Annotated in this window: 20 protein-coding genes; 14 read left to right on the top strand and 6 right to left on the bottom strand. The window is 58.6% G+C overall.

Translation table 11 applies throughout. The features are described 5' to 3' along the window. Positions 1-31: 31 nt before the first annotated feature. The 8 genes from lepB to AAAB35_RS28730 all read left to right on the top strand — a co-directional run bounded on the left by lepB (position 32) and on the right by AAAB35_RS28730 (position 6,125). On the top strand, positions 32-805 hold the full coding sequence (lepB, locus tag AAAB35_RS28765) for a signal peptidase I (protein ID WP_340671749.1): 774 nt from the start codon (positions 32-34) through the stop codon (positions 803-805). A 7-nt stretch (positions 806-812) separates the two neighbouring features. Further along, entirely contained in the window at positions 813-1,529 is a 717-nt protein-coding gene (rnc, locus tag AAAB35_RS28760) for a ribonuclease III (protein ID WP_340671748.1), read from the top strand. Beyond that, a complete protein-coding gene (gene era, locus AAAB35_RS28755; RefSeq protein ID WP_340671747.1) occupies positions 1,522-2,442 on the top strand; it encodes a GTPase Era in 921 nt (306 codons plus the stop codon). The genes rnc and era overlap by 8 nt, the downstream gene beginning before the upstream one ends. A gap of 18 nt (positions 2,443-2,460) precedes the next feature. Beyond that, the gene (gene recO / locus AAAB35_RS28750) at positions 2,461-3,237 is read left to right on the top strand and encodes a DNA repair protein RecO (protein WP_340671746.1); all 777 of its coding nucleotides are present in this window, start codon (positions 2,461-2,463) and stop codon (positions 3,235-3,237) included. After that, positions 3,234-3,752, top strand: a complete 519-nt coding sequence (locus tag AAAB35_RS28745) for a PaaI family thioesterase (RefSeq protein WP_340671745.1) — start codon at positions 3,234-3,236, stop codon at positions 3,750-3,752. Before recO ends, AAAB35_RS28745 begins: the two co-directional genes overlap by 4 nt. A 171-nt stretch (positions 3,753-3,923) precedes the next feature. Then, entirely contained in the window at positions 3,924-5,327 is a 1,404-nt protein-coding gene (locus tag AAAB35_RS28740; protein ID WP_340671744.1) for a PTS transporter subunit IIC, read from the top strand. An 18-nt stretch (positions 5,328-5,345) separates the two neighbouring features. Beyond that, complete coding sequence (locus AAAB35_RS28735; protein ID WP_340671743.1) at positions 5,346-5,807, top strand: PTS sugar transporter subunit IIA; 462 nt, start codon at positions 5,346-5,348, stop codon at positions 5,805-5,807. Between the two features lie 30 nt (positions 5,808-5,837). After that, the gene (locus AAAB35_RS28730; protein WP_340671742.1) at positions 5,838-6,125 is read left to right on the top strand and encodes a PTS sugar transporter subunit IIB; all 288 of its coding nucleotides are present in this window, start codon (positions 5,838-5,840) and stop codon (positions 6,123-6,125) included. A 16-nt stretch (positions 6,126-6,141) separates the two neighbouring features. On the opposite strand, the gene AAAB35_RS28725 is transcribed toward AAAB35_RS28730, so the two are convergent. The 3 genes from AAAB35_RS28725 to AAAB35_RS28715 all read right to left on the bottom strand — a co-directional run bounded on the left by AAAB35_RS28725 (position 6,142) and on the right by AAAB35_RS28715 (position 8,078). Further along, positions 6,142-6,534, bottom strand: coding sequence for a type II toxin-antitoxin system HicB family antitoxin (locus tag AAAB35_RS28725; protein WP_340671741.1), 393 nt, complete (start codon positions 6,532-6,534; stop codon positions 6,142-6,144). A 23-nt stretch (positions 6,535-6,557) separates the two neighbouring features. Next, positions 6,558-6,740 (bottom strand): type II toxin-antitoxin system HicA family toxin, encoded by a 183-nt coding sequence (locus tag AAAB35_RS28720; RefSeq protein ID WP_340671740.1) that lies wholly within the window; start codon positions 6,738-6,740, stop codon positions 6,558-6,560. A 99-nt stretch (positions 6,741-6,839) separates the two neighbouring features. Further along, entirely contained in the window at positions 6,840-8,078 is a 1,239-nt protein-coding gene (locus tag AAAB35_RS28715; protein ID WP_340671739.1) for an MFS transporter, read from the bottom strand. A 143-nt stretch (positions 8,079-8,221) separates the two neighbouring features. Here AAAB35_RS28715 and AAAB35_RS28710 point away from each other — a divergent pair, with 143 nt between their 5' ends. From AAAB35_RS28710 to panB, 6 genes are all read left to right on the top strand, one after another. After that, positions 8,222-8,443, top strand: a complete 222-nt coding sequence (locus AAAB35_RS28710) for a hypothetical protein (protein WP_340671738.1) — start codon at positions 8,222-8,224, stop codon at positions 8,441-8,443. A 163-nt stretch (positions 8,444-8,606) separates the two neighbouring features. Then, positions 8,607-9,680 (top strand): quinolinate synthase NadA, encoded by a 1,074-nt coding sequence (gene nadA / locus AAAB35_RS28705; RefSeq protein ID WP_340671737.1) that lies wholly within the window; start codon positions 8,607-8,609, stop codon positions 9,678-9,680. 15 nt (positions 9,681-9,695) lie between these two features. Beyond that, positions 9,696-11,255, top strand: a complete 1,560-nt coding sequence (locus tag AAAB35_RS28700; protein WP_340671736.1) for an L-aspartate oxidase — start codon at positions 9,696-9,698, stop codon at positions 11,253-11,255. Then, positions 11,252-12,133 (top strand): carboxylating nicotinate-nucleotide diphosphorylase, encoded by an 882-nt coding sequence (nadC, locus tag AAAB35_RS28695; RefSeq protein ID WP_340671735.1) that lies wholly within the window; start codon positions 11,252-11,254, stop codon positions 12,131-12,133. The genes AAAB35_RS28700 and nadC overlap by 4 nt, the downstream gene beginning before the upstream one ends. After that, positions 12,130-12,975 carry a pantoate--beta-alanine ligase gene (panC, locus tag AAAB35_RS28690; RefSeq protein ID WP_340671734.1) on the top strand — a complete coding sequence of 282 codons (846 nt, stop codon included), beginning with the start codon at positions 12,130-12,132 and terminating at the stop codon, positions 12,973-12,975. Before nadC ends, panC begins: the two co-directional genes overlap by 4 nt. Positions 12,976-12,998: 23 nt before the next feature. Beyond that, positions 12,999-13,814 (top strand): 3-methyl-2-oxobutanoate hydroxymethyltransferase, encoded by an 816-nt coding sequence (gene panB / locus AAAB35_RS28685; protein ID WP_340671733.1) that lies wholly within the window; start codon positions 12,999-13,001, stop codon positions 13,812-13,814. Positions 13,815-13,818: 4 nt separating this feature from the next. Here panB and AAAB35_RS28680 read toward each other — a convergent pair whose 3' ends face one another. The 3 genes from AAAB35_RS28680 to AAAB35_RS28670 form a co-directional block, all read right to left on the bottom strand. Next, positions 13,819-14,310 carry a cupin domain-containing protein gene (locus AAAB35_RS28680; RefSeq protein ID WP_340671732.1) on the bottom strand — a complete coding sequence of 164 codons (492 nt, stop codon included), beginning with the start codon at positions 14,308-14,310 and terminating at the stop codon, positions 13,819-13,821. 34 nt (positions 14,311-14,344) lie between these two features. Next, the gene (locus AAAB35_RS28675) at positions 14,345-15,304 is read right to left on the bottom strand and encodes an NAD regulator (RefSeq protein ID WP_340671731.1); all 960 of its coding nucleotides are present in this window, start codon (positions 15,302-15,304) and stop codon (positions 14,345-14,347) included. Continuing rightward, positions 15,301-15,742 (bottom strand): tyrosine protein phosphatase (locus AAAB35_RS28670; protein WP_340671730.1); only part of this gene is annotated, 442 nt, incomplete at its 5' end. The genes AAAB35_RS28670 and AAAB35_RS28675, both read right to left, overlap by 4 nt.

The raw sequence follows: 15,742 nt of genomic DNA, 5'->3' as shown, positions 1-15,742 counted from the left end.
GGCACATTGAGTTTACGGAGATATCACGAGCGTGAGTGACAAAGCTGTTGTGAAGAAATCTGGTGGTCTTGGCGAGACGATCAGCGTCATCGTGCAGGCGTTGCTGCTCGCACTCGTCATTCGGACATTGCTGTTCCAACCGTTCAATATTCCGTCGGGCTCCATGCGTCCGACGCTGCTCGAAGGTGACTATCTCTTCGTTTCAAAGTTCTCCTACGGCTACTCGAAATACTCCATTCCATTTGCGCCGGACCTGTTTTCTGGCCGCATCTGGAGCGGTGAGCCGAAGCGTGGCGACATCGCCGTCTTCCGCAAGCCGAACGATACATCGCTTGATTTTATCAAGCGTGTTATCGGTTTGCCGGGCGACACGATCCAGGTGCGCCAAGGCGTGCTCTATATCAATAATGTCGCCGTGCCGCGTGAAAAGGTCGGCCAGATCGACAATCCCGACGTCACCGAAGTCAATCGCCCCGTCGACGTCTATCGCGAAACCCTGCCGAACGGCGTCACCTATGACACTCTCGATCTGACGGCAAACGGCATCGGTGACGATACGCGCGAATTCGTAGTACCTGCCGGCCACTATTTCATGATGGGCGACAACCGCGACAATTCGAGTGACAGCCGGTTTGACGTTGGCTACGTGCCGCTCGAAAACTTCATCGGCCGCGCCAACATCATCTTCTTCTCGATTGCCGGCAAGGCGAGCCCGCTCGAAATCTGGCGCTGGCCGTCGGAACTGCGCTTCGATCGCCTGTTGCACAGCGTCAACAGCGCGCCTAACTCCGTGAAAACCAATTGATGAGCCGATGAACCTGTCCGCTGACGCCGTTCGCAGACTGGAAGAAAAGACGAGACACACTTTTCGCGATCTCGGCCGGCTGGAGCGTGCGTTGACCCATGCCAGCGCCCGGCCATCGGCCGGCTCGGACTACGAACGCCTCGAATTTCTCGGTGACCGGGTGCTTGGCCTGGTGATCGCCGAGCTTCTGTTTCGCGCGTATCCGACTGCGAGCGAGGGCGAGCTATCGTTGCGCCTGAATTCACTCGTCAATGCCGATACCTGTGCTGCGGTGGCAGACGAAATCGGACTGCATGAGTTCATTCGGACGGGCTCCGACGTAAAGGGATTGGCGGACAAGCGTTTGAAGAGTCTGCGGGCCGACGTTGTCGAATCGCTCATTGCCACGATTTATCTGGACGGCGGTCTCGAAGCGGCGCAACCTTTTATTGAGCGATACTGGAATGCGCGTTCGCGTGAAATCAATTCTGCCCAACGCGATCCGAAGACGGAATTGCAGGAGTGGGCGCATCAACAGGATGGCGCGCAACCCATTTACAGCGTCGTGGAGCGAACGGGTCCCGATCACGATCCGCAGTTTACAGTGAAGGTTGATGTAAGGGGCTTTGCGCCCGCCACCGGTGTGGGGCGTTCCAAGCGCATAGCCGAGCAAAACGCCGCCGTAGCGCTGCTCTATCGTGAAGGCGTCCGTCAGAAGGCGCAGGAAGAAGATACGAATGACTGATCAGGAACAGACAACCGGCGCTCCGACCCGTTCGGGCTTTATCGCGCTGATCGGCGCGCCGAATGCCGGAAAGTCGACGCTGGTCAACCAGCTTGTCGGCAGCAAAGTGTCGATCGTGACCCATAAGGTACAGACGACGCGGGCGCTCGTTCGCGGCATCGTCATTCACGATCAGACGCAGATGGTTCTGGTCGACACGCCCGGAATATTCAAGCCGAAGCGGCGGCTGGATCGGGCCATGGTCACCACCGCCTGGGGCGGTGCCAAGGATGCTGATTTGATCCTCGTCCTCATCGATGCGGAACTTGGCATCAATGAAGAGGCCGAGGCCATCCTCGACAGCCTCCATGAAAAGAAGCGCAAGGTGATCCTCGTTCTCAACAAGGTCGACAGGATCGAACCGCCCAAGCTCCTCGAACTGGCGCGCGATGCCAACGACAAGGTCAAATTTGACAAGACGTTCATGATCTCAGCGTTGAAGGGCTATGGCTGCAAGGACCTCGTGCAGTACCTTGCTGACCATCTCCCCGAAGGGCCGTGGTACTATCCGGAAGACCAGATCTCCGACATGCCCATGCGCATGCTGGCGGCCGAGATTACCCGTGAGAAGCTTTACCTGCGTCTTCACAACGAACTCCCCTATTCCTCGACGATCGAAACCGAAAGCTGGGAAGAAAAGCCCGACGGCTCAGTCCGTATCAGCCAGGTGATCTATGTCGAGCGCGACAGCCAGAAAAAGATCGTTCTCGGCCATAAGGGCGAGGCGATCAAATCGATCGGTCAGGCGGCTCGCAAGGAACTCATGGAGATTCTCGAGCAGAAGGTCCACCTGTTCCTCTTCGTCAAGGTGCGTGACAATTGGGGCAACGATCCCGAGCGTTACCGTGAAATGGGCCTTGAATTCCCGCACTGATAGCGCGAACGTCTTCACATGGAATGGCGTGACGAAGGGATAATTCTTGGGACGAGACGGCACGGGGAAACCAGCGCCATCCTCGAACTGATGACGCGAGAACACGGTCGCCATCTCGGCCTGGTGCGGGGCGGCCGTTCGCGGCGTATGCAACCCATGCTCCAGGCGGGCAACCGGGTCGACGTCATCTGGCGCGCACGGATGGACGAGCATCTCGGCATGATGCAAGTCGAGCCGGTGAGCTTTGCGGCAGCACGGCTGATTGATCAGCCTGTGGCGCTCTATGGTCTCCAGCTCGCCGCTGCACATCTGCGCCTCCTACCGGAGCGCGATCCGCATCAAAATCTCTTTGAAATCCTGAATGTCATCCTCGAACATTGCGATAACTCCCTGATTGCTGGGGAGCTTCTCCTGCGCTTCGAACTCACCATGCTGGAGGAACTTGGCTTCGGCCTTGACCTCAAGACCTGCGCCGCGACGGGCGGCGATCAGAACCTCGCTTATGTCTCACCCAAATCAGGACGAGCCGTTTCACGCGATGCCGGCGCGCCTTGGGCCGACAAGCTTCTCGAAATGCCGGCGTTCATGTCGAGCCCCACCGTTCGGGCCGCATCGCTTGCCGAAGTCACCACGGCGTTTCACTTGACCGGCTTCTTCTTCAACCGCCATATATGGGAACCGCGGGCGCAACGATCACCGGAAGCGCGCAATGGCTTTCTGGCAGCACTTGCGCGTTCATTGTCAAATGCAGCGGGGTCGGAGCCCTCATCGCAGGAAAGGTCAGTTCGTCCATGAGCTATGGTGATGTGTCCCCGGTCGAGTTCCCTGGCGGTGTCGGCCTACTGCCGCTTGACGATCTCGCGACACGCGGCGGCCTCGACATCTTGCAATCGATGTTGCGCGGCGATTATCCCGCGCCGCCCATGGCCAAGACACTTTCCTTTACCCTGCACGAAGTTGAACAGGAGCGCGTTGTCTTTAAGGGGTTGCCGAGACCGGAGCATCTCAATCCGTTGGGTGGCATCCACGGCGGCTGGATCGCGACACTTATGGATTCGGCGCTCGCATGCTGCATCATGACAACCCTTAGACCGGGCGAAGCCTATACGACCGCCGAATTCAAGGTGAACATCGTGCGTCCGCTTACTGCGGATATGGGCCTCGTCTTTTGCGAGGGAAGGCTCATTCACCGCGGTCGCACGCTCGCAACGTCCGAAGCGTTCCTCAGGGACAAGAACGGCAAGTTGCTTGCTCACGGCACGGAAACCTGCGCGATTTTCCCGCTTGAGAGCTTTGTGCGCGGCAAGTAAGTCACACTTTCCATAAAATTTGTTGAAAACTCATCGTTTTTCGCGCGTGTTCGCAACTCGAGCGCCGTTGCACGTTGACGACCAGAATCCCCCGTTGATAAACATTAATACTGTACAGGATACAAAAGTTCTGTTGGGCGTGCGGTCGTGGAGACCGCTGGGGAGGAAAACATGGATAGTTTCTTGGCTGGCTTAAAAGCCGCCGTTGACGCAATGGGGCCGACCGTCCTGTTGCCGATCGTTATCTTTATCATTGCACTGGTCCTCGGAGCCAAGCCGGGAAGGGCGTTTCGCGCCGCTGTGACGATTGGCGTTGCCTTCATCGGCATCAACCTCGTTCTCGGCCTGATGCTCACCTCGATTGGCGATGTCGCCAAGGCGATCGTGACCAATACCGGAATTCAGCGCGATATCGTCGATGTGGGCTGGCCGTCTGCAGCGGCAATCGCCTTCGGTTCCTCCGTCGGCCTTTGGGTGATCCCGATTGCCATCGTGATCAATATCATCCTGCTCGTGACGCGCCTGACCCGCACCCTCAATGTGGACGTGTGGAATTTCTGGCACTTCGCCTTTATTGGTTCGCTCGCGGTCGCCGCAACCAACAGCCTTGCCTATGGCCTCATCGTTGCCGCATTGATGGTCGCGCTCTGCCTGCTCTTCGCCGACTGGTCGGCACGGGCGGTACAGCAGTTCTATGGAATTCCGGGTATCTCCGTGCCGCATCTCGCCTCGGCGCAGATCCTGCCGATAGCCATCATCATCAATTGGATCATCGACCGCATTCCAGGCATCAACCGCATCGAACTCAACACGGAGACGTTCGAACGCCGTTTCGGCGTCTTTGGCGAGCCGGTTATCCTCGGTCTCATCATCGGTCTCGTTCTTGGTGTCATCGCCTATTACAACGCCGGCGACTTCGGCACGGCGCTCACCAAGATTTTGCAGACGGGCATGACGCTAGCGGCCGTGATGCTGCTCTTGCCACGCATGGTCAAGATCCTGATGGAAGGCTTGCTCCCGGTCTCTGATGCAGCGCAGGAATTCGTACGCAAACGTACCGGCGACCGCGAACTACTGGTCGGCCTCGACTCGGCAATTCTCATTGGCCACCCGGCGGCGATATCCTCGTCACTGATCCTCGTGCCGATCGCCATCGTTCTATCGGTGATCCTGCCGGGTAACCGTGTCATTCTGTTCGCTGATCTTGCTGTTATTCCGTTCATCGTCGCCATGACGGCACCCCTCTTGAAGGGCAATGTGTTCCGCATGGTCATCGTGGGCACGATAACATTGGCCGTAGGCTTCTATGTGGCCAATGCGCTTGCCCCGCTGTTCACAGCGGCGGCCCAGTCGTCTGGCTTCCAGATGCCCGCCAACGCCGTTCAGATAACGAGCGTGGTCGATGGCTTCCTGTGGATACCCTACGTCGTCATCGCGCTCATCCAGAACCTCGGCGTCATCGGCCTGGTTGTCCTCGCTGCGGTGATTGCCGCAGCATTCTGGGCCTATCGCCGCAATACGGCCGCCTGGGAACGGGCCGCTGGAGCCGACGACGCCGCGGACGAAACCGCCTGAAGCAAATGGAGCGAATGAATGGCTGAGGCCTTGTTGAACATGCTTGATCCCGGGGCAATCGTCCTCGGGGTCAAGGCCTCGAGCGATAAGGAAGTGATCCGCATTCTTGCGGCTCGTCTTGAGGCGCTCGGATATGTGAAACCGAGTTATGGCGATGCGGTGGTTGCCCGCGAAGCGGCGCTGCCGACAGGGTTGCCGCTCGGCGGCGCTAACAATGTGGCGGTGCCGCATACCGATCCTGAACACGTTATCAAGCCTGGCCTCGCGCTTGCGACGCTCGCTCAACCTGTGCTCTTCTCCAACATGGAGGACGCCGACGAAAAGCTCCCGGTCAGTATCGTGTTCGTGATGGCGCTCAACGATAAGGATAAGCAGGTCGAGATGTTGCAGGAGATCGCCGGGACCATTCAGTCGCCTGAAGTCATAGCGGCGCTGATTGCGGCAAATTCCGTGGAAGACGTGCTGGGGCTTCTCGGCTAAGTTTGAAATTTCAAGGAGGAAGAAGAACTTATGGCCAAGCAGAAGACAGTGCTATTTGCCTGCGGGACTGGCATCGCCACCTCGACCGTCGTGGCGCACGCGGTCGAAGAGGCTCTCAAGGATCGCGGCATTCGCATCACGACGCGCCAATGCAAGGCGACGGAAGTGGCAGGGCAGATCGATGACGTCGACCTCGTCGTGTCGACCACGCAACTGCCCAAGGACCTCGGAAAGCCGGTCATCACGACGCTGGCATTCCTGACCGGCATCGGCAAAGCGGACGCCCTCGACAAGATCGAGGCCGCCTTGCGGGATTAAGCTAATCACCGCGACATCAAGCCTCAATCGCTTGTCGCGCGGCACTCGCCAGAAACGCGGCGCGCGTTAACCCGCGCGCTTTCGCCGTCTCATCGATAGCCTTTAGCAAACCGCGTTCGAACGTGACGTTGGCACGCACTACCCCGGTATCATTGTCGATCAGAGGAACTGAAACGAGAAAAGCGCCCTTGGCAAGTTCCGCACGAACGCTTTCGTTCGCCATAATCTCGGCGTGACTTGAAGGGCTGGGAAGCTCCATATCCTCAGCGTAGAGTCGAAGCGCTTCGACGGCATTGGCGACGATGCTGTCGGCATCGTCAGACGCTGAATAGACCCCGCCTATGTCCGGAAACTGGATGCCATAGGCGCTGTCATCGTCGTGCTGGATGAGTGCAAAATAGTGTTGCATCGATTTTGCTCCTGGTCGTCTGGTCAAATCCAACCTGCATCTTTTGCGATTGAACGAGCCGTCCCAACCGGCAGGTCCTTTTTGGGGTGCGGAATGATCAAAGTAATTTCGCCTTTGCGAAACTTGTGATGGGAACCTCGAATCGACACGAGTTCGAAACCCTCGTCTTTTAAGCGTTTTATGATTTTCTTGCTGTTTCGTTCCAATACAGATTCCCCATCCGTGCGCATTTTTATACGCATTGCCGCACAAATGTCAAATATCGATGCGTATAAAAATACGCATCGGCCGGCGAGGATTGTTTATTATTCCGCTGGCTGTAGGACCGGGCGAACTGCCCCGGTCTCTTCGATCGGCCAGTGCACGATCGCGGCGAATATCCCGAGGGCGACGCCAAGCCACCAGACGGGATTGTAGCTGCCGAAATGATCGTAGAGATAGCCGCCGAGCCAGACGCCGAGGAACGAGCCGATCTGGTGCGACAGGAAGACGATGCCGCCGAGCAGGCCCAGGTGCTTCGTTCCGAACATGATGGCAACGAGCGAATTCGTAGGCGCCACGGTTGAGAGCCACATCAGTCCCATCAGTATCGAGAAGATGATCACCGAGGTGCCGGTCTGCGGAAGCAGCAGGAAGGCGGTTACAAGCGCTGAGCGTCCGAGATAGAGGAAGGACAGGAATTTCGGCTTCGAATAGCGTTGGCTGATGATGCCGGATGCGAGCGAGCCGATGATGTTGAAGAAGCCGATCAGGGCGAGGGCAAGGACCGCGTATCTCGCATCGATGCCGATATCGCCGATATAGGCGGGAAAGTGGGCCGTGATGAAGGCCACCTGGAAGCCGCAGACAAAGAAACCGGTCGTGAGCAGGATATAGCTCTTGTGCCCGAATGCCTCACGCAGGGCTTCGCCGATCGACTGCTTGTAGTGATTTTCGCTGACTCTTCCGCTCGACGAATTGCCCCGTAAGGGGATGGCAAGAACCGGAATGACGAGCATGGCAAGGCCTAGATAGACTAGGGCGTCGGACCAGCCGAAGCTTTCGATCAGACCCTGGCTGATCGGCGCGAAGACGAACATGCCGGCCGATCCCGCCGCTGTTCCGATGCCGAATACCAGCGTACGGTTCGCCGGAGTAACGTTGCGGGCGAATGCTGAGAGAATGATGCCGAAGGAACCTGCTGCTACGCCAAGCCCAACCAACACGCCACCGCCAATGTAAAGCAATCCCGGCGAGGTCGCCCAGGCCATGATGAGAAGGCCGCTGCAATAGAGAAGCGCCGAGAGGAGCAGCACGCGCCAGGTTCCGAACTTGTCGGCAATGGCGCCAAAGAATGGCTGTCCTGCGCCCCAGAAGAGATTTTGCAGCGCCATCGCTATCCCGAAGGTGGTGCGGTCCCAGCCTTTTTCGGAAAGGAGCGGCAACTGGAAGAAACCCATCGCCGATCGCGGCCCGAAGGTAAGCAGTGCGATCAGGCAGCCAGCGATGATGATGAGCCACGGCATACCCGGCTGCCTGGTGGTAAATGCTTGGGCCTGAGACATGAGATACGCTCCTATTTGCGAACGCGCAGAATTAGCGGTTTCTCTCATTCAATCAATTGAATTGAGTTGATTGGTACTTAAATGAGATTGATGAGTCCCGGTTCGTCATGCTGAAAATACTAAACAAATGAAGGGTTTGATCCATGCATCCACTGGTAGTGATTTCGGTCGTCAGCCTTCTTTGTCTCGCCGGATGCGCAAGCTCAGGCGATGTGAGCCCCCTGGTTTTTTGTGATCGCCCGACGGATTTCAACGCCAAAGTCTTTACCGACTGCACCCCGCGCCTCGGCGGTGACAGCCCCTTCAAGCGCGACCGGCAAGACAGCCGCTATGATGATGATCCCTACAACTGGCGCCGCAGATGAATGCATTCCGATAGGAGACCTCCGTCCCCGTCTTATCGAAGAAGCTCTTGAAGCCTGCAAAATAATCCCCTATGTAACTGCCCACGGCCCAGCCGTTTTTCTTTTGCCCATAAATATGCTCAGTTTGAGTATAAATGGGAGGCGTGTTCAGGAGGAAATGGATATGACCAACCCCGCCCGCATCTCGGCAGAGCGTTCCGCCGCCAAGACCGCAGCTGATCGCTTCGGCATCGTCGACATGCCGGATCTTTCCTATACGCCCCAGATTGCGGCCGAGACCGAGCACCTCTACGAACGCGTCTCCCACCATATTCCGCGCATCGAATGGCCGGTTTACGCGCCCTATGTCGCAGCGATCAACCACCTCAAAAAGCAGCGCAACGCCGTCATCCTGGCGCATAACTACCAGACGCCGGAGATATTCCACTGCGTTGCCGATATCGTTGGCGACTCGCTTCAGCTCGCAGAGGAAGCGACCAAGGTCGATGCTGAGATCATCGTCCAATGCGGTGTGCACTTCATGGCCGAGACGTCGAAGCTGCTCAATCCGCAGAAGACCGTGTTGATCCCCGACATGAGGGCAGGCTGCTCGCTCGCAGAGTCGATCACCGGTGCCGACGTGCACCTGCTGCGCGAAGCTAATCCGGGCGTTCCGATCGTCACCTACGTCAACACATCTGCCGAAGTGAAGGCGGAAAGCGACATCTGCTGCACGTCGGCCAATGCCGTCCAGGTGGTTGAGAGTTTCGGCGTTGACCGGGTCCTGTGCATTCCCGATGAATTCCTCGCCCAGAACGTCGCCGCCCAGACCAAGGTCAAGATATTGACCTGGAAAGGCCATTGCGAGGTGCATGAACGCTTCACGGCCGAGGAACTGCTCGCCTACAAGGCTGCTGACCCGGACATCCAGATTATCGCCCACCCGGAATGCCCGCCGGAAGTTGTCGCCGTCGCCGACTTTGCCGGATCGACCAGCGGAATGATCGGCTATGTGAAGGACAACCGCCCCGCCAAGGTGCTTCTTGTCACCGAATGCTCGATGGCATCAAACATCGAGGCCGAAGTTCCCGGCGTAAAGTTCATCAAGCCCTGCAACCTATGCCCGCACATGAAGCGCATCACGTTGCCGAAGATATTGGAGAGCCTCGTTTACATGCGCGAGGAGATTCATGTGGATCCGCTAATCGCCGAGCGCGCCCGACTCGCGGTCGAGGGCATGGTGAACCTCAAGCACTGAACGGAGGCTGGCCCGATGTCCAATCAAACGGATCCCGTCATCATCATTGGTGGCGGTCTCGCAGGGCTCTTCTGCGCCTTGAAACTCGCGCCGCGCCCTGTCACGGTGCTTGCCGCCGCCCCGATTGGACGCGGCGCCTCGTCGGCATGGGCGCAGGCCGGCATCGCTGCGGCCGTGTCGGAAGGCGATACAATCGAAAAGCACGTGGCAGACACGGTAGCGGCGGGCGATGGCATCGTTGACGAGAGCATTGCTCGCCTGATGGCGAGCGAGGCTGCTGCCCGCGTGCACGATCTTCTCGGCTATGGCGTTCCCTTCGATCGCGACCTTGAAGGCAGGCTCCAGGTGTCGCGTGAAGCTGCCCATTCCGAGAGCCGCATCGTCCGCGTTCGCGGCGACATGGCAGGTCGCGCCATCATGCAGGCTTTGGTCAAGACCGTCGAAGCCACGCCGTCGATCCGGGTGATGGAGGGCTATGTCGTCGAGGATATCGTCACCGCCAACGGATCGGTCAAAGGTGTGATCGCGCGGAGCGAGGCCGGGCGCGGACCGCAGGTAAGACTTGCGTCTTCCACCGTCGTCATTGCAACAGGCGGCATTGGACATCTTTATGCAGTGACTACCAACCCGTCCGAGGCACGAGGCGAAGGTATCGGCATGGCGGCCCGTGCTGGCGCGATGATGGCGGATATGGAGTTTGTGCAGTTTCACCCAACGGCGATCAACGTCGACAAAGATCCTGCGCCGCTTGCGACCGAAGCCTTGCGCGGTCACGGCGCAACGCTGATCAATAGCGCCGGTGAACGCTTCATGCTGAAAATCGATCCGGATGGCGAGCTCGCGCCGCGCGATGTCGTCGCCCGCGGGATATACGCGGAGGTCATGAGCGGGCGGGGGGCGTGGCTTGATTGCACCAAGGCGGTCGGCGCCTCCTTCGCCGAAGAGTTTCCAACCGTCTACAAATATTGCCGCGACGCGGGGATCGATCCTGTGGTTGAGCCAATTCCGGTTGTGCCAGCCGCTCACTATTTTATGGGAGGCATATTGACGGACGCGGAAGGCCGCACCTCGATCGACGGATTGTGGGCCTGCGGCGAATGCACGTCGACCGGCGCGCACGGTGCGAACCGCCTGGCATCCAACTCCTTGCTCGAAGCCGTTGTTTTTTCGGCCCGGATCGCCGCCAGCATCGGCAACACGGGCCATCAGGTTGAGGGCGACTGGTCCAAGGGATCGGTTGATCGCGATAGCCTCGCGGCGGATTCAGACACGCCAGAAATGACATGTTTGCGGAAAACGATGAGCGCCAGCTTCGGCGTCATACGCAAGAGGGCCGACATGCTGGAAGGTCTGAAGACGATCCTCGAACTTGAAAAGACCAACCGCGATCCGGCATTCCGTAATGTGCTTGCCACTGCCAAACTCGTCGCTGTCAGTGCTTTACGCCGCGAAGAAAGCCGGGGTGGGCATTTCCGCACGGACTATCCGGAGAAGCGGCCGGAATGGCAGCATCGGACATTCCTGACTTTGGCCGACGCCGAAAATTCGGTGGAAGACATCCGGGAGGTCGCATGATGGCGCACTCACCGGGCGATACCGCGTTTCTTCCCTCGCTTCCGCAGCTGTTGATTGATGACGCCGTACGGGCGGCCTTGCGCGAAGACCTCGGGCGGGCAGGGGATATAACGACGAATGCGACCATTGCCGAAGACGCGAAAGCGACGGCCATCCTTTCGAGCCGCGAAATGGGCACTGTCTGCGGTACGGGATTTGCCCGCGCTGCCTTCGCGCTGATCGATCCGGCTCTCAAGTTCGAGGCGCTCGTCAGGGACGGGGAGAAGGTTTCGCCCGGCGAGAAGCTCGCGAGGGTTACTGGCAATGCGCGAGCCATTCTCTCCGCGGAGCGGGTCGCCCTCAACTACATGATGCATCTGAGCGGTATCGCGACCTATACGGCAAGGTTTGTCGATCTCGTAAATGAAACGAAGGCGCGTGTTTGCGATACCCGGAAGACCATCCCCGGCATGCGCGCCTTTGCCAAATATGCCGTGAAGTGTGGCGGCGGCGCCAATCATCGTTTCGGGCTGGATGATGCGATCCTCATCAAGGACAACCATATCGCGGTGGCAGGCGGCGTGACAAACGCGATAGAGGCCGCACGCGCCTACGCTGGCCATCTCGTGAAGATCGAGATCGAAGTCGATGGCCTCGCGCAGTTCGAAGAGGCGCTGGCCGCAAAGGCAGACGTGATTCTCCTTGATAATATGGGCCCGGAACTCCTTGAAAAGGCGGTCGGAATCAACGCCGGCCGAGCGATCCTCGAGGCATCCGGGGGCATAGGCTTCGATACGATTAAAGCTGTTGCGCAGACGGGCGTGGACTATATTTCGACATCAAAAATCACTATGGCTGCGCCAACGCTCGATATCGGACTGGACATTGAAATCGCATGAAAGTCATCGCTACGGTTGCTGAGCTGCGCGCGACGCTCAAGGCTGAACGCCAAGAGGGCAAGTCGATCGGTTTGGTCCCGACTATGGGTTACCTGCATATCGGTCATATGGAACTGGTACGCTGCGCCAAGCGCGCCACGGATGTGACGGTTGTCTCTATTTTCGTCAACCCAACGCAGTTCGCGCCCAACGAGGATCTTTCGTCCTATCCACGCGACATGGACGGCGATCTGGCAAAGCTCAACGCCGAGGGCGTCGATTATGTTTTCACCCCGGAAGTTGCGGAAATATATCGGCAGGGCGCCCATACGATTGTCGATAATCCGGTGCTCTCGCGCATCCTAGTCGGCAAAATTCGCCCCGGACATTTCCGCGGCGTGACGACGATCGTCACCAAGCTGTTCAATATCGTACAGCCAGACCACGCCTTCTTCGGTGAAAAGGATTATCAGCAACTGACGATCATTCGCCGCATGGTGGCCGATCTTGACATGCCGATCGAAATCACCGGCGTTGCCACCGTGCGCGATGAGGACGGGGTGGCTTGCTCCTCGCGCAATGCAATGCTCACCGCGACCGACCGCAAGGCCGCTGTCGTTCTTTCAAGGGCGCTGGCCAAAGCCGAGGCGATGGTTGCGCAGGGACAGCGTTCCGTTCCTGCCATCCGCAACGCCGTGCGCGCCGTTCTTGATACGGAAAAGCGCGGAACGATCGAGTCAGTCGATCTTCGCGATGCCCGGACGCTCGATCCGGTTTCGGGCAAGTTCCGACAGCCAGTGGTCATTTTGCTCACTGTGCAATTTGGCAAGGTACGGCTGATCGACCAACGCGTCGTCGGCTGAACAGGAACAGGGGAGGAGACCCTATGAGCCAGGAAGTCGTCATGCGCCGGATAACTGCTCCGGAAATCCTTGGCCGTAAGGGCGGTGAGCCCATCGTTGCGCTCACGGCCTATCACGCGAACACAGCCAAAATTGTCGACAACTACGCCGACATTCTCCTTGTGGGCGATAGTCTCGGCATGGTGCTGTACGCGATGGAGTCGACGCTCGGTGTATCGCTTGATCTCATGATCGCCCATGGCCGCGCCGTGGTACGCGGGTCGAGACGCGCGCTCGTCGTCGTCGATATGCCTTTCGGATCCTATGAGGAAAGCCCCGGCGTTGCTTTTCAGAATGCCGCGCGGATCATGGCGGAAACCGGATGCGGCGCGGTCAAGCTTGAGGGCGGCGTACGCATGGCTGGAACAATCCAATTCCTCGCCGAGCGCGGCATCCCCGTCATGGCGCACGTCGGCCTGACGCCTCAGTCAATCAATACGCTTGGCGGCTTCAAGACGCAGGGACGAGACACAGCACTGTGGCCCTTGATCAAGGCAGATGCGCAAGCCGTTGCAGCGGCGGGCGCCTTTTCGGTTGTGCTCGAAGGTATCGTCGAGCCGCTTGCTGCGGAAATCTCGCGGGAAAGCGATATTCCCACAATCGGTATTGGCGGTTCGAGAGAGTGCGACGGACAGATTCTCGTCCTTGAGGATATGCTCGGCTATAATCCCAAGCCACCGCGTTTCGTGAAGGTATATGGCGCCATAGGCACAGCCATCGACGCAGCAGTCAAATCCTATGCAGAAGACGTGCGTTCAAGGGCCTTTCCGGGCGACGAGAACGTTTACCCATTGAAATAGCACGCTATTTCAATGGTTTTTTCTGAGTATCGGCACGCTGCCAGTAGTCCATTTTTGCCGAGCGGTCATAACCTTCGCCCATCAGCCGGACGCCGACGCGCCCTGTCTCCGGATAAAAGATAACGTCGTTCGGATTCTTCTCGCCAATGATGATGAACCGGCAGGGTGCATCACTGTGATTGTAGAAGGAATGCCCTGCCTTCTGGCCAGCCGGGAAACAGACGTGATCGCCGGTCTTCATGAGGTAAGTCTTCTCGCCGAGCCGCAATGTCATCTCGCCCGCAACGACAAAGGCCTGCTCTTCTTCAAGCATGTGATAGTGGTTGAGGCTCGACTCCATTCCGGGCTCGAGCTCTTCGAGCGCCACGCCCACATGGGTCGCGCCGCCATGTCCCGAAAGATAGCGGAAGCGCGTGCCATACCGGCTGCCTTCGGACCACGCCTCCCAGGGAACGTCTTCGGCTGCAAACGGCTCGGAAATACCATCCGCGTTCATCGCCGCTGGTTTCTCGCTCTTGGTTCTCCTCCTGTTATGTTCGTCCGCCAACCCGTAGGCCTGCCACACTCCGCTCTTCGAGTACATTGTGCCGGAAGCGGTAGAGGGCGGCTGGCCGTCCTCGCGGTTGTGATTGCTCGGCTCCGGTCGGCTCCACCAGTTCCGTGGTTTCGACCAGGCGGCGGAAATTCTGCTTGTGCAGATGGCGGCCGGAAATCGCCTCGACTGTCTCCTGCAAGGCGGTCAGTGTAAAGGTGGAGGGCATCAGTTCGAAGACGACCGGCCGGTATTTCAGCTTTGCCCGGAGCCGCGCGATGGCGGTTGCGAGGATACGCCGGTGATCGAAGCTCATCGGAACTCCAAGTGGGTGCGACAGGCCGGTAGTGTTGGTTCGGCCATCCCGGACTGCTTCCTCGATCAAACCTGCTTCGTAGAGAAGTTCATACCGCTCGAGCGCACGCTCCTCGTCCCAAGCGATACCATCTTCACCAAAGGCGAGTCGCAGCCGGCTCAGGCGCGCGGGAATGCCGCCGCTCTCAGCCCAATTGCGCAGGGCGGGCCGGATGGTCTCGTCGATCAATGCAGGCTTTCCACCGCGCCAATCCTCCCAAGGGAGAAATGAATACCAGCTGCGCCAGCGCGCGCCCGACTTGCGCAAGGCTTCTTTGTTGTCGTCGGTAATGCGCGTGAGGGCGAGATAGCCCACTGAAACAATGTGAAGATGCCGGTCTTCGGCGGTCTTGTTCCGGCCGCGATCGCCAAACGTATAGAGTTGCTCGACATAGCCAAGCCGCAATGGGGTCTGCTCTGCTACCCAGGCGCGCAGCCCTGTCTCAAGGGTCCGGTGCTCCAGCGGATTGAAGGGGCCGAATGGCAGTTCGTCGCGTTCCACATCGTCGCTGGACGGTGTGGTGAGGATCAACGGGTTGTTATTTGCGACGGCCGCAATTGCCGCACTCAAATTGATCTCGACCGCGTTGGGCGTGCCCGTCATACGGCAATGCTCAAGGGAAGGATGAACGGTGTACCCTCGAATGCTTCTTCGCCGCGTCCGATCGCCTTGACTGCATCGACCATGCGCCCCCTGCGTCCGAGCATGTCGTCCGCAAGGGCGATGAGGCGGCTGTTCGGCGTTGCTGAAGGCGCGTTGTGGCGCAGCGTTTGCGCCAAAACCACTTCATCGAGCTCGGGATTGAGTGCGAGCGCCGTAATATATGCGGCAGCAGTCGAGCGCGATATGCCGGCAAAGCAATGAATAAGGAGCGGCGCCTGCCGATCCCATCGTTTGCCGAACACCAGGAGTTGGTCGATGTGGTCGACCGCAGGCAAGGTCATTCCCTCTGCCGGCTCGATAATGTCGTTGAAGCCGAGGAAGAGATGCCGAGCTTCTTCGATTTCGGCGGGGCGCACCACTGGAGTACCGGTATTGATA

The organism is Phyllobacterium sp. (assembly GCF_037994425.1).
In the GTDB taxonomy this organism is placed as follows: Bacteria; Pseudomonadota; Alphaproteobacteria; order Rhizobiales; family Rhizobiaceae; genus Phyllobacterium.
Note: the sequence above shows the minus strand (reverse complement) of the source record. Positions and strands in the feature narration are given on the sequence as shown.

Coding starts and splice junctions, on each gene's coding strand:
- AAAB35_RS28725 (WP_340671741.1), bottom strand. CDS start 6,534: ATGCAACACTATTTTGCACTCATCCAGCACGACGATGACAGCGCCTAT.
- AAAB35_RS28735 (WP_340671743.1), top strand. CDS start 5,346: ATGGCTGAGGCCTTGTTGAACATGCTTGATCCCGGGGCAATCGTCCTC.
- era (WP_340671747.1), top strand. CDS start 1,522: ATGACTGATCAGGAACAGACAACCGGCGCTCCGACCCGTTCGGGCTTT.
- AAAB35_RS28675 (WP_340671731.1), bottom strand. CDS start 15,304: ATGACGGGCACGCCCAACGCGGTCGAGATCAATTTGAGTGCGGCAATT.
- nadC (WP_340671735.1), top strand. CDS start 11,252: ATGATGGCGCACTCACCGGGCGATACCGCGTTTCTTCCCTCGCTTCCG.
- AAAB35_RS28680 (WP_340671732.1), bottom strand. CDS start 14,310: ATGAACGCGGATGGTATTTCCGAGCCGTTTGCAGCCGAAGACGTTCCC.
- panC (WP_340671734.1), top strand. CDS start 12,130: ATGAAAGTCATCGCTACGGTTGCTGAGCTGCGCGCGACGCTCAAGGCT.
- AAAB35_RS28740 (WP_340671744.1), top strand. CDS start 3,924: ATGGATAGTTTCTTGGCTGGCTTAAAAGCCGCCGTTGACGCAATGGGG.
- AAAB35_RS28710 (WP_340671738.1), top strand. CDS start 8,222: ATGCATCCACTGGTAGTGATTTCGGTCGTCAGCCTTCTTTGTCTCGCC.
- rnc (WP_340671748.1), top strand. CDS start 813: ATGAACCTGTCCGCTGACGCCGTTCGCAGACTGGAAGAAAAGACGAGA.
- recO (WP_340671746.1), top strand. CDS start 2,461: ATGGAATGGCGTGACGAAGGGATAATTCTTGGGACGAGACGGCACGGG.
- nadA (WP_340671737.1), top strand. CDS start 8,607: ATGACCAACCCCGCCCGCATCTCGGCAGAGCGTTCCGCCGCCAAGACC.
- AAAB35_RS28700 (WP_340671736.1), top strand. CDS start 9,696: ATGTCCAATCAAACGGATCCCGTCATCATCATTGGTGGCGGTCTCGCA.
- AAAB35_RS28745 (WP_340671745.1), top strand. CDS start 3,234: ATGAGCTATGGTGATGTGTCCCCGGTCGAGTTCCCTGGCGGTGTCGGC.
- panB (WP_340671733.1), top strand. CDS start 12,999: ATGAGCCAGGAAGTCGTCATGCGCCGGATAACTGCTCCGGAAATCCTT.
- AAAB35_RS28715 (WP_340671739.1), bottom strand. CDS start 8,078: ATGTCTCAGGCCCAAGCATTTACCACCAGGCAGCCGGGTATGCCGTGG.
- AAAB35_RS28730 (WP_340671742.1), top strand. CDS start 5,838: ATGGCCAAGCAGAAGACAGTGCTATTTGCCTGCGGGACTGGCATCGCC.